The sequence below is a fragment of the Streptomyces sp. NPDC060209 genome (genome assembly GCF_042728155.1).
Lineage (GTDB): Bacteria > Actinomycetota > Actinomycetes > Streptomycetales > Streptomycetaceae > Streptomyces.
The window spans coordinates 1-11,326 of record NZ_JBHWZS010000278.1; the positions used below are offsets into that span (position 1 = coordinate 1).

Below are 11,326 nucleotides of genomic sequence, written 5' to 3' on the forward strand. Positions count from 1 at the left end.
CCGCCCCGCGGGGGGCCGGCGCCCCTCTCGCACGCCGCGCTCAGTCGTTCGGCGTCCAGTATTCGACGAGCTTGCCCGTACCGTGTTCCAGGCCCTTCCAGGAGCCGGAGAACTCGACCACGGCATAGGCGGCGGTCGGGAAGCCGTCCCTGGTCATGCGGGCGAGGGCGTCGCCCTCGGCGCTGCCGGAGAGCGCGTCCGCGGCACCGTGCATGCCGGGATTGTGGCCGATGACCAGCAGATTCTGCACGTCGTCGGGGGTCTCGTCGAACAGGGCGATCAATTCGCCGAGGGAGGCCTCGTACAGCCTCTCCTCGTACACGGTCCTGGGGCGGTGCGCGAACTCGTGGACCGCGAGCTTCCAGGTCTCGCGGGTCCTGGTGGCGGTGGAGCACAGAGCCAGGTCGAAGACGGTTCCCGAATCGGCCAGCTTGCGGCCGGCGACGGGGGCGTCCTTCCTGCCCCGTTCCGCCAGTGGCCGCTCATGGTCGGACTGCTGCGACCATTCCGCCTTTGCATGCCTGAGAAGGACGATCCTGCGAGGTGTATCGGCGCTCATACAACTCAGCTTCGCACGAATTGCGCCTCCGGGCGCAGGGTGTTGACGTGCTCGCCCGCTGGGGGTGAACGACGGGCGCCCGGGGTGCGCGCGGCGCCGGTCAGGCGGGCAGCAGCCCCAGGATGTGTCCGAGCAGCCGACCGATCGCGGGGTCGCCGGTCGCCGCGTGTGCCTGGCCGGGTTCCACGATCAGCAGAAGGAGCGCGGCGAAGGCGAGGGCGGGCAGCGCGACGGCCCACCAGGGCAGCCGGACCTCGACGGCGTCCGTGGCCGGGCGGTGAGTCCGGGTGTGCGTACGGGCCGCCATGTCCGCCTCCGTGGGTCCTCGGCTGTGTCACCCAGAACCTACGGGCCGGCCGGCGGCGGTCCCATCCGGTGACCCACCCACTCGACCCTGAACCTGGCCCCCTAGGGGACAGGGGGGCTGGCCCCACCCCCGGGGGTCAGGGGGAGGCGATCGTGGCGATCACACCGATGACTACGGAGATGAGAAGCATCGTCCCGAAGACGAGGAGAAGCTTCTTCTGGCCGTTCTGGGGATTCGGATCGAGCACTGGCATGGGCACAGTCTCGCATCTCAGCACTCGTCCTCGATCGTCCGGTCCCGCCCCGCGAGCATTCCCGCGACCGTCTGGGGCACGAGGAGCCCCGCCATGAGGACGAGCGGCAGGCCCCAGCCGCCGCTGTGCTGGTAGAGCACCCCGACCAGCAGCGGGCCGGGGATCGAGAGCAGATAGCCGGTGGACTGCGCGAAGGCGGAGAGCCTGACCACCCCGGCGCCGCTCCGCGAACGCATCCCGATCATGGTGAGTGCGAGCGGGAAGGCGCAGTTGGCGACGCCCAGCAGCAGCGCCCAGAGCCAGGCGCCGCCGGCCGGGGCGAAATAGAGGCCCGCGTAGCCGAGAAGGCCGCAGCCGCTGAGGACGAGGACGATGGGGCCCTGTGTCCGCAGCCGCGAGGCGACCCGGGGGATGACGAAGGCGAGGGGTACGCCCATGGCCATGGTCACGGCGAGCAGCACACCCGCGGTGCCCGCCGACAGCCCCGCGTCACGGAAGATCTGCGGCATCCAGCCCATCGTGATGTACGCGGCCGTGGCCTGGAGGCCGAAGAAGCAGGCGAGCGCCCAGGACGTACGGCTCCGGGTGATCCGGAGCGCGGGGGGAGCCGGGGCTCCGGCGGCCTGCCCGGACGCGTCACCGCGGTCCTTCAGGAACGGGACCCAGGGCAGGATCGCGACCGCGGCCAGGGCCGCCCAGACCACCAGCCCGGTCCTCCAGCTGCCGCCCAGCGCGTCCGTCAGGGGCACGGTGAGGGCGGCCGCGAGGGCGGTGCCGAGTGCCAGGGCCATCGAGTAGAGGCCGGTCACGGTGCCGACCCGGTCGGGGAACCAGCGCTTGACGATGACAGGCATCAGGACGTTACTGACCGCGATCCCCATCAGGGCGAGCGCGCTGGCGGCGAGGAACCCGGCTGTACCGCCCAAGAAGGGGCGCAGCAGCAGTCCGGCGGTGATGGCGACCATGCCGGCGCAGACCACGGCACTGGGACCGAACCGGCGGGCCAGTCGTGGCGCCATGAAGCCGAACAGCGCGAAGCAGAGCGGCGGCACGGAGGTGAGGACACCGGCGACGCTGCCGCTCATGTGCAGTCCGTCCCGGACCTCTTCGAGGAGGGGGCCGAGACTGGTGATGGCGGGGCGGAGGTTGAGCGCGGCGAGGACCAGGCCGATGGTGACGATCCGCAGCACCCAGGGGGAAGGTCCGGGCGCGGGCGTTCCGGGCGCGGGGGTGCTGGGGGCTGCGGGAGGGCTCAGGGTCGGGGTCTCGTCGTGGCGCATGAGACCCATCATAGAATCATGGGATGATTGACTGTCCACTCCCGTTCTCCCCCTGAGACAATCGGAGAGACGTCCGACGGGCCCGCACCTCCCGGACCACCCCTTCCGGAACACGAGCAAGGAGCACCATGGCTCTGACGTCCACGCGGCGTTCGGCTCTCGCCGATCAGGTGATCGCCCAGCTGAGGAACCAGATCACCGCGGGCGAGTGGCCCGTCGGCTCACGGATCCCCACCGAGCCCGAGCTTGTCGAGCAGCTCGGGGTCGCCCGCAACACGGTGCGCGAGGCGGTGCGCGCCCTGGCGCACAACGGACTGCTGGACATCCGCCAGGGCTCCGGCACGTACGTGGTGGCGACCAGCGAGCTCGCCGGGGTGATGCAACGCCGGTTCGCGGACGCCGACCCCCGACATGTCGCCGAGCTGCGCTCCACGCTGGAGTCCTCGGCCGCCCGGCTCGCCGCCCTACGGCGCACGGACCGGGACCTGCGGCAGCTGGACACGCTGATGGCGCGGCGCGAGGAGACCTGGGCGTCCGGGGACGCGGAGGCGTTCGTGGCGGCCGACGCGACCCTGCACCTCGCCGTGGTCGCCGCCTCGCACAACGACGTACTGACCGAGCTGTACGCCGACCTGAACGACCTGCTCCGCGACTACCTCCGCGACGACGTGGGCCCGGAACTGGGGCCGGAGAAGCTCATGGACCATGCGCGGCTCGTGGAGGCGATCCGGGCCGGCGACGCGGAGACGGCGGCCGCCGAGGCCGCCGCCCACGCGATGGACTGCCTGCGGGAGCGGGTCTGAGCGGGATCCTCAAGACACCGAGTGGCTGACCCAGGCCGAGCCGACCTCTTTCCAGCAGCGGTCCTCGAGCTTGACCGTCCGGCCCGGCTGCACCGCGACCGCGCTGCCGTCGGCATCGACGTCCCACCACCGCGCGCACTCGGTGTGGAGCTGGACGAGATCGGTCGTGGGGTACGGGTTGTGGCAGTAGGCGACGACCCGGGAGCCCTCGACCGACGTGCGGCATTCCGCACCCGAGGGCTCCGGTTCCGGTGCGAGGGGCGCTGCCGCTCCGCTCCCCGCCCGGTTGGCCGCACTCACGGCCACCGGGGCCAGGAGCCCCGCGACGACGGCCGCCGCTGCGAGCAGGGCCCAGGTTCGGCGACGTGTGGAGCGCACAGCGATCTCCTCCCCACAGCCTGACCAAAAGTCCGGTTCCTCCACATTCTGCGGTGGAACGGCCATCTTTTCGACTTGAGCGCGGACAGAGCCGGCGGGACACGCGCGACGGCCGCGCACCCCGGTGAGGGGGTACGCGGCCGTCGGTGAACCGTGAGCGGTCAGGCGCCCATCATGTGCACGCCGCCGTCGACGTGGATGATCTCGCCCGTCGTCTTCGGGAAGAAGTCCGAGAGCAGTGCGACGACACCGCGGCCGGCCGGCTCCGGGTCGGCCATGTTCCACTCCAGCGGGGACCGGTGGTTCCAGACGTCCGCGAGCTCGCCGAAGCCCGGGATGGACTTGGCGGCCATGGAGCCGATCGGTCCGGCCGAGATCAGGTTGCAGCGGATCCTGTCCTTGCCCAGGTCACGGGCGAGGTAGCGGGACGTGGCCTCCAGCGCGGCCTTGGCCGGGCCCATCCAGTCGTACTGGGGCCAGGCGAACTGCGCGTCGAAGGTGAGTCCGACGATGGAGCCGCCCTCGGCCATCAGGGGCTTGCAGGCCATGGCGAGCGACTTCAGCGAGAACGCCGAGACGTGCATCGCGGTGGCCACCGACTCGAAGGGGGTGTTCAGGAAGTTGCCGCCGAGCGCGTCCTGCGGCGCGAAGCCGATGGAGTGCACGACGCCGTCCAGCGAGCCGAGCTCCTCCTTGACCAGGCCGGCGAGCCGGTCCAGGTGCTCGTCGCTGGTCACGTCGAGCTCGATGACCTTGGCGGGCTTCGGAAGCTTCTTGGCGATGCGCTCGGTCAGTGTCGGCCGGGGAAAGGCCGTCAGGATGACCTCGGCGCCCTGCTCCTGGGCCACCTTGGCGGTGTGGAAGGCGATGGACGACTCCATCAGCACACCTGTGATGAGGATGCGCTTGCCGTCGAGAATTCCGCTCATGGTGATCAGTGACCCATGCCCAATCCGCCGTCAACGGGGATGACGGCTCCAGTGATGTACGACGCGTCGTCGGACGCGAGGAAGCGCACCGCGGCGGCGATCTCAGCGGGCTGCGCGTAGCGGCCGAGCGGCACCTGGGACACGATGTCCTTGCGCTGCTCATCGGTGAGCGCCTGGGTCATGTCGGTGTCGACAAACCCGGGTGCGACGACGTTGAACGTGATGTTCCGCGAGCCGAGCTCACGGGCCAGCGACCGGGCGAAGCCGACCAGGCCCGCCTTGGACGCCGCGTAGTTGGCCTGCCCCGCCGAACCGAGAAGGCCGACGACGGAGGAGATCAGGACGACACGGCCCTTCTTGGCGCGCAGCATCGCGCGGTTGGCCCGCTTGACGACGCGGAAGGTGCCGGTGAGGTTGGTGTCGAGCACGGACGTGAAGTCGTCCTCGGACATCCGCATCAGCAACTGGTCCTTGGTGATACCGGCGTTGGCGACCAGCACCTCCACGGGACCGTGCTTCTCCTCGATCTCCTTGTAGGCCTGCTCCACCTGCTCGGTGTCGGTGATGTCGCACCGGACCGCGAGGACGCCCGCCTCGGTGAGCGCCTGCGGCGGCTCCCCCGAGCGGTAGGTGATGGCGACCTTGTCGCCGTTGTCGGCGAAGGCGCGGGCGATGGCGAGGCCGATGCCCCGGTTTCCTCCGGTGACGAGAACCGAGCGGCTCAACGGATCACCCTTTCCTTGACGGTCTGGTACATCGAAAACCTATCGGTACCACTGCTCAACCAAGGAATCGTCCTCTGACAGCGCCGCCGTGCCTCGACTGTTGGATCCCTACAGAATGGTCCGGCCCGGACCACGGCAACGTAAAACCCGGGCACGGGGACGCCGCGACCCCCCATGATTCACTGCGGAGACATTTTCAGAGGTGGAGAAGGGGAGGCCCGCGTGGCCCACGAGGTAGATCAGTCGTTCCTGGCCCTGCCGCTCCGTGCCCTCGCCGACGCGGCGCTCGCCCGCGCCCGTGCGCTCGGCGCCGTTCACGCGGATTTCCGGTTCGAGCGGGTGCGCGGCGCCTCCTGGCGGCTGCGGGACGCCCGGCCGTCCGGGACGTCGGACACCACCGACACCGGGTACGCGGTCCGGGTGGTGCACGGCGGGGCGTGGGGTTTCGCGTCCGGGGTGGACCTGACGATGGACGCGGCGGCGAAGGTGGCCTCGCAGGCCGTCGCCATGGCGAAGCTGTCGGCGAAGGTGATCGCGGCGGCGGGCTCCGACGAGCGGGTGGAGCTGGCGGACGAACCGGTGCACGGCGAGCGGACCTGGGTGTCGGCGTACGAGCTCGACCCCTTCGAGGTGCCGGACGCGGAGAAGGCCGGGCTGCTCGCCGAGTGGAGCGCGCGGCTGCTGGCGGCCGACGGGGTCGCGCACGTGGACGCCTCGCTGATGACGGTCCACGAGAACAAGTTCTACGCGGACACGGCCGGCACGGTCACCACCCAGCAGCGGGTGCGGGTGCATCCTCAGCTGACCGCGGTGGCCGTGGACGGGACGACCGGCGAGTTCGACTCGATGCGGACGATCGCTCCGCCGGTGGGACGGGGCTGGGAGTACCTCACGGGCACCGGCTGGGACTGGGACGCCGAGCTGGAGCGCATCCCGGGGCTGCTGGCCGAGAAGATGCGGGCGCCGAGCGTCGAGGCGGGGACGTACGACCTGGTCGTCGACCCGTCCAATCTGTGGCTGACCATCCATGAGTCCATCGGCCACGCGACCGAGCTGGACCGGGCCCTGGGTTACGAGGCGGCGTACGCGGGGACGTCGTTCGCCACGTTCGACCAGCTGGGGAAGCTGGCGTACGGCTCCCCGGTGATGAACGTGACCGGTGACCGCACCGCCGAGCACGGGCTCGCGACGGTCGGCTACGACGACGAGGGCGTCGAGGCGCAGTCCTGGGACCTGGTCAAGGACGGGACGCTGGTGGGCTACCAGACGGACCGGCGGATCGCGAAGCTGACGGGTCTGGGGCGGTCCAACGGGTGCGCGTACGCCGACTCCCCGGAGCACGTCCCCGTACAGCGCATGGCGAACGTGTCCCTGCAGCCGGATCCGGGCGGGCTCTCCACGGAGGACCTGATCGGCGGGGTGGAGCGTGGGATCTACGTGGTCGGCGACCGGTCGTGGTCCATCGACATGCAGCGGTACAACTTCCAATTTACTCAGCAACGGGCATATGCGATCCGGGACGGCCGTCTCGCCGGCCAAATCCGGGACGTGGCTTACCAGGGAACGACCCCTGATTTCTGGGGCTCGATGACGGCAGTCGGCGGACCCCAGACATACGTCCTCGGCGGAGCGTTCAACTGCGGGAAGGCTCAGCCCGGCCAGGTTGCAGCCGTCTCTCACGGATGCCCGACAGCAGTGTTCCGAGGCGTGAACATCCTCAACACCTCTGACGAGTCCGGGCGCTCATGACCGGCAGCGCGAGATGCATTCACACGGCGTCGCCCCAGACGTCGGCGTTGGCGTCATCGACGGGCGACTTCGGCATCAGCAACGGGATACTCCCCCGCGAAGACGCGAAATCCAGCCCAAGGCGGTTGTGCATCACCAGCGCGCCCTGGTGCATCGACCTTCGCACCAGATGTCCGTAGATCAGTTCCGTCGTGCGGGTAGTCCGGTGTCCCACCCACGCGGCAATCTCGAAGAGAGGGATACCGGAGTGGATCGCCTCGGAGACGAAGAAGTGCCTGAAGCTCTTGGGGGTGTACTGCGGGGTCCCTGCATTCGTGGCGGCCTCCTTGAACTGGGCCAGGAACCAGTCGTACGACGGGTGCCGGTCATTCAGACGCGGAGATTCGAAGAACCACCCCCTGTCCCCCCACACTCCGTACGCGTCGACGTGATCGTCGAAGACCTGGCGGATGGAGTGAGGGACAGGAGCCCTTCGCACCTCGCCCGAGGCGCGGTTCTTCGTGCCACGCTTTACACCGCGGCGAGATCCAGAAATCTCCTGGCACCCGTACGCCGACACCTGATGGTCCACCGCGATGATGCCGCGATCCCAGTTCATCGAAGCATCAGACACCGCCAGGGCCTCGCCCGGGCGCATCCCGCATCCAGCCATCGCCCAGAATCCGGCACGGATCAGCTTCGGGGCCTCTGCAATGATCCCCATCACCTCCTCCATGGCTGGGATGTCAGCGTCGGCGATCGGGGTCAACGGCTTCCCGGCGCGCCGGTGAGGATTCACCTTGCGGCAGGGGTTCCGACCAATGATCTCGGCCGTCACCGCGTAGTTGAATACAGACGAGAGCACGTTCTTACGACCGTTGACACCGTTCTCCGCATAGCCACGTATCCGCTGCTCCGCCTCCCACCCTTCAATATCAGCAGGTGTGATATCGGCCATCTCGATGGATCCGAATGTCTGCCCGAAGTGGTTGTCATAGACGCTCTGGTAGTTCCGCCTTGTCGACTCCTCAAGAACCCCGGCTTCGACCCACTCGCCCCAGACGTCCGCGAAGGCCCTCCGCCCCGCCGCAGGGTCGAGTCGTGCCCCCAAGTCCTTGCGCCGTTCGACCCCGAGCGCGAAGGATTCCGCATCCTCCAACCGCTTGAACGGAATCTCACGCACCACGCCTGCCTCGCGGAACACCACGCGGTACGTCAAGTGAGCACAGTCAGGCTTCCTACGCCCGGGGCAGTTGCAGGCTTCGTGATTGATAGCCGCCACGCACATTCACCTCATGCATATCGATTGGCTACGCACCACTACGAAGGTATGCACGCGACACCGAATCTCCAATTCACCCCTCACTCGACAGAGTTCACATCGAACATGAATGCGATATGCAGTTCCACATCAATAATCAACCCGCCCGGCAGGACGAGACCGCCGGGTTCGCGGCGGAAAAGCCGCTTCTCTCAGCTGACGCCTTGCCATCATCGACACGGCGCACCCAGGATGTCGGCCTGCTGCGGGACACGACGGCCCGGCCACGGTAATCCTCATGTCCACACCACTGGAGACAGTCGATGAGTAGGCGAAACAGCAAGCCGTACGAGATCGTCGAGCGCGCACTGGAGCTGTCCACCGCCGACGGCTGCGTGGTCATCGCGGACGAGAACTCCTCCGCCAATCTGCGCTGGGCCGGCAACGCGCTCACCACGAACGGTGTCACGCGGGGACGGACCCTGACCGTGATCGCGACGGTGGACGGCGCGGAGGGAACGGCATCCGGAGTGGTGTCCCGCTCGGCCGTCACCGCCGACGACCTGGAGCCGCTGGTGCGGGCCGCCGAGGCCGCCGCACGCGGTGCCGGGCCTGCCGAGGACGCGCAGCCGCTGGTCTCCGGGGTCCCGGTGTCCGCCGACTTCACGGAACGACCGGCCGAGACCGGCTCCGATGTCTTCGCCGACTTCGCCCCCGCGCTCGGCGACGCCTTCGCGCGGGCCCGCGCGGGCGGCCGCGAGCTGTACGGCTTCGCCCACCACCAGCTGAACTCGACGTATCTGGGCACGTCGACGGGGCTGCGGCTGCGCCACGACCAGCCGAACGGCACGCTGGAGCTGAACGCCAAGTCCCCCGACCGGACCCGTTCCGCCTGGGCGGGGAGGGCCACCCGGGACTTCAAGGACGTCGACCCGGCGGCCCTGGACGCGGAGCTGGCGCAGCGCCTGGGCTGGGCGGAGCGCAGGATCGAGCTGCCCGCCGGGCGCTACGAGACGCTGCTGCCGCCGACCGCGGTGGCCGACCTGCTGATCTACCAGTACTGGTCGGCGGGCGCCCGGGACGCCGCGGAGGGCCGGACGGTCTTCTCCCGGCCGGGTGGCGGCACGAGGATCGGCGAGACCCTCTCCGAGCTGCCGCTGACCCTGCGCAGCGATCCGCACGCCCCGGGCCTGGAGTCGGCCCCCTTCGTGATCGCGCACGCGTCGGGGGACGGCTCCTCGGTCTTCGACAACGGGCTGCCGCTGGCTCCGACCGACTGGATCAAGGACGGCAGGCTGGAGCGGCTGACCACGACCCGCCACTCCGCCGGGCTGACGGACCTGCCGGTGGCCCCCTCGATGGACAACCTGGTGCTGGACGGCGGCGGTGAGCGGTCCCTCGAGGAGATGGTGGCCGCGACGACCGGCCGCGCCCTGCTCCTGACGTGCCTCTGGTACATCCGGGAGGTGGATCCGGCCACCCTGCTGCTGACCGGACTGACCCGGGACGGGGTCTACCTGGTGGAGGACGGCGAGGTCATCGGCGAGGTGAACAACTTCCGGTTCAACGAGTCGCCGGTCGGGCTGCTGTCCCGGGCCTCGGAGGCGGGGCGTACGGAGAAGACGCTGCCGCGCGAGTGGGGCGACTACTTCACCCGGGCCGCGATGCCCGCGCTGCGCATCCCCGACTTCCACATGAGCTCGGTCAGCCGGGGCGTATGACGCCCATAGACTGACCGGACAACCAATCGAACCCAGTCGAACCCAGTCGAACCCTCAGAGGAGAAAACGACCGTGACGGACATCGTCGACGAGCTGAAGTGGCGCGGGCTGTTCGCCCAGTCCACCGACGAGGACGCATTGCGCAAGGCTCTCGCGGACGGCCCGGTCACCTTCTATTGCGGCTTCGACCCGACCGCGGCGAGCCTGCACGTGGGCCACCTGGTGCAGGTGCTCACCATGCGCCGGCTCCAGCTCGCCGGGCTGAAGCCGCTCGCCCTGGTCGGCGGGGCCACCGGCCAGATCGGTGACCCGCGGCCGACCGCGGAGCGCACGCTGAACGACCCGGAGACCATCGCCGCGTGGGTCGGGCGGCTGCGCGGGCAGATCGAGCCCTTCCTCACCTTCGAAGGCCCGAACGCCGCCACGATGGTGAACAACCTGGACTGGACCGCGGGCCTGTCCGCGATCGAGTTCCTCCGGGACATCGGCAAGCACTTCCGGGTCAACAAGATGCTCACCAAGGACTCGGTGGCCCGCCGGCTGGAGTCGCAGGAGGGCATCAGCTACACGGAGTTCAGCTACCAGCTCCTCCAGGGCATGGACTACCTCGAGCTGTACCGGCGCTACGGCTGCACGCTCCAGCAGGGCGGCAGCGACCAGTGGGGCAACCTCACGGCGGGGATCGACCTGATCCACCGCCTGGAGCCGGGTGCCGCGGTGCACGCCCTGGCCACGCCGCTGATGGTCAAGGCCGACGGCACCAAGTTCGGCAAGTCCGAGAGCGGCGCCGTCTGGCTCGACCCGGAGATGACGACGCCGTACGCCTTCTACCAGTTCTGGCTGAACGTGGACGACCGGGACATCTCGACGTACATGCGCATCCTCAGCTTCAAGAGCCGCGAGGAGCTCGAAGAGCTGGAGAAGCTCACCGAGGAGCGTCCGCAGGCGCGTTCGGCGCAGCGGTCGCTGGCCGAGGAACTGACGACGCTGGTGCACGGCGGCGCGCAGTGCGCGGCGGTCATCGCGGCGTCGAAGGCGCTGTTCGGCCAGGGCGAGCTCGGCGAGCTGGACGAGGCGACGCTGAGCGCCGCCCTGTCCGAGGTGCCGCACGCCCGGGTCACCGAGCTGGGCGCTGTGGTGGACCTCCTGGTCGAGGTCGGGCTGTCCGCCAGCAAGTCCGCGGCCCGTCGCACGGTCAAGGAAGGCGGGGCCTACGTGAACAACGCGAAGGTCACGGACGGCGAGAGCGCTCCTGCTCACGAGGAACTGCTGCACGGGCGCTGGCTGGTCCTGCGCCGGGGCAAGAAGAACCTGGCCGCCGTCGAGGTCACGGCCGGCTGACGCCGACGAGCACAGCACCGCGGCCGGTCACGCGTCATGCG

General features: G+C 69.5%; 12 protein-coding genes. 4 read left to right on the forward strand and 8 right to left on the reverse strand.

Annotated features, from left to right (window positions below):
- Positions 1-40 precede the first annotated feature (40 nt).
- From ACFWFI_RS34390 to ACFWFI_RS34405, 4 genes are all read right to left on the reverse strand, one after another.
- Positions 41-559, reverse strand: coding sequence for a SixA phosphatase family protein (locus ACFWFI_RS34390; protein WP_387398098.1), 519 nt, complete (start codon positions 557-559; stop codon positions 41-43).
- A gap of 100 nt (positions 560-659) precedes the next feature.
- On the reverse strand, positions 660-866 hold the full coding sequence (locus ACFWFI_RS34395; protein WP_387398100.1) for a hypothetical protein: 207 nt from the start codon (positions 864-866) through the stop codon (positions 660-662).
- 136 nt (positions 867-1,002) lie between these two features.
- Complete coding sequence (locus ACFWFI_RS34400; protein ID WP_086010434.1) at positions 1,003-1,119, reverse strand: SGM_5486 family transporter-associated protein; 117 nt, start codon at positions 1,117-1,119, stop codon at positions 1,003-1,005.
- A gap of 17 nt (positions 1,120-1,136) precedes the next feature.
- Positions 1,137-2,408 carry a CynX/NimT family MFS transporter gene (locus ACFWFI_RS34405; RefSeq protein WP_387398118.1) on the reverse strand — a complete coding sequence of 424 codons (1,272 nt, stop codon included), beginning with the start codon at positions 2,406-2,408 and terminating at the stop codon, positions 1,137-1,139.
- Positions 2,409-2,527: 119 nt separating this feature from the next.
- Here ACFWFI_RS34405 and ACFWFI_RS34410 point away from each other — a divergent pair, with 119 nt between their 5' ends.
- Complete coding sequence (locus ACFWFI_RS34410; RefSeq protein WP_387398102.1) at positions 2,528-3,202, forward strand: FadR/GntR family transcriptional regulator; 675 nt, start codon at positions 2,528-2,530, stop codon at positions 3,200-3,202.
- A 9-nt stretch (positions 3,203-3,211) separates the two neighbouring features.
- Here the strand turns inward: ACFWFI_RS34410 and ACFWFI_RS34415 are convergent, their stop codons facing one another.
- The 3 genes from ACFWFI_RS34415 to fabG form a co-directional block, all read right to left on the reverse strand.
- Complete coding sequence (locus ACFWFI_RS34415; protein ID WP_387398104.1) at positions 3,212-3,580, reverse strand: hypothetical protein; 369 nt, start codon at positions 3,578-3,580, stop codon at positions 3,212-3,214.
- Between the two features lie 161 nt (positions 3,581-3,741).
- Positions 3,742-4,509, reverse strand: a complete 768-nt coding sequence (gene fabI / locus ACFWFI_RS34420) for an enoyl-ACP reductase FabI (protein WP_387398106.1) — start codon at positions 4,507-4,509, stop codon at positions 3,742-3,744.
- A 5-nt stretch (positions 4,510-4,514) separates the two neighbouring features.
- Positions 4,515-5,234, reverse strand: a complete 720-nt coding sequence (fabG, locus tag ACFWFI_RS34425) for a 3-oxoacyl-[acyl-carrier-protein] reductase (protein ID WP_387398108.1) — start codon at positions 5,232-5,234, stop codon at positions 4,515-4,517.
- Positions 5,235-5,456: 222 nt separating this feature from the next.
- Between fabG and ACFWFI_RS34430 the strand changes: the two genes are divergently transcribed.
- The gene (locus ACFWFI_RS34430; protein ID WP_387398110.1) at positions 5,457-6,983 is read left to right on the forward strand and encodes a TldD/PmbA family protein; all 1,527 of its coding nucleotides are present in this window, start codon (positions 5,457-5,459) and stop codon (positions 6,981-6,983) included.
- Positions 6,984-7,002: 19 nt separating this feature from the next.
- On the opposite strand, the gene ACFWFI_RS34435 is transcribed toward ACFWFI_RS34430, so the two are convergent.
- A complete protein-coding gene (locus tag ACFWFI_RS34435; RefSeq protein WP_387398112.1) occupies positions 7,003-8,181 on the reverse strand; it encodes a tyrosine-type recombinase/integrase in 1,179 nt (392 codons plus the stop codon).
- Positions 8,182-8,546: 365 nt separating this feature from the next.
- Here ACFWFI_RS34435 and ACFWFI_RS34440 point away from each other — a divergent pair, with 365 nt between their 5' ends.
- Both ACFWFI_RS34440 and tyrS read left to right on the forward strand, forming a co-directional pair.
- A complete protein-coding gene (locus ACFWFI_RS34440) occupies positions 8,547-9,944 on the forward strand; it encodes a metallopeptidase TldD-related protein (protein WP_387398114.1) in 1,398 nt (465 codons plus the stop codon).
- A gap of 72 nt (positions 9,945-10,016) precedes the next feature.
- Entirely contained in the window at positions 10,017-11,285 is a 1,269-nt protein-coding gene (tyrS, locus tag ACFWFI_RS34445) for a tyrosine--tRNA ligase (protein WP_387398116.1), read from the forward strand.
- Positions 11,286-11,326: the final 41 nt, after the last annotated feature.

What these genes read in the sequence shown, in the direction of transcription:
- fabI (WP_387398106.1), bottom strand. Translation starts at nt 4,509, where the DNA reads ATGAGCGGAATTCTCGACGGCAAGCGCATCCTCATCACAGGTGTGCTG.
- ACFWFI_RS34390 (WP_387398098.1), bottom strand. Translation starts at nt 559, where the DNA reads ATGAGCGCCGATACACCTCGCAGGATCGTCCTTCTCAGGCATGCAAAG.
- ACFWFI_RS34395 (WP_387398100.1), bottom strand. Translation starts at nt 866, where the DNA reads ATGGCGGCCCGTACGCACACCCGGACTCACCGCCCGGCCACGGACGCC.
- ACFWFI_RS34400 (WP_086010434.1), bottom strand. Translation starts at nt 1,119, where the DNA reads ATGCCAGTGCTCGATCCGAATCCCCAGAACGGCCAGAAGAAGCTTCTC.
- ACFWFI_RS34410 (WP_387398102.1), top strand. Translation starts at nt 2,528, where the DNA reads ATGGCTCTGACGTCCACGCGGCGTTCGGCTCTCGCCGATCAGGTGATC.
- ACFWFI_RS34440 (WP_387398114.1), top strand. Translation starts at nt 8,547, where the DNA reads ATGAGTAGGCGAAACAGCAAGCCGTACGAGATCGTCGAGCGCGCACTG.
- ACFWFI_RS34405 (WP_387398118.1), bottom strand. Translation starts at nt 2,408, where the DNA reads ATGGGTCTCATGCGCCACGACGAGACCCCGACCCTGAGCCCTCCCGCA.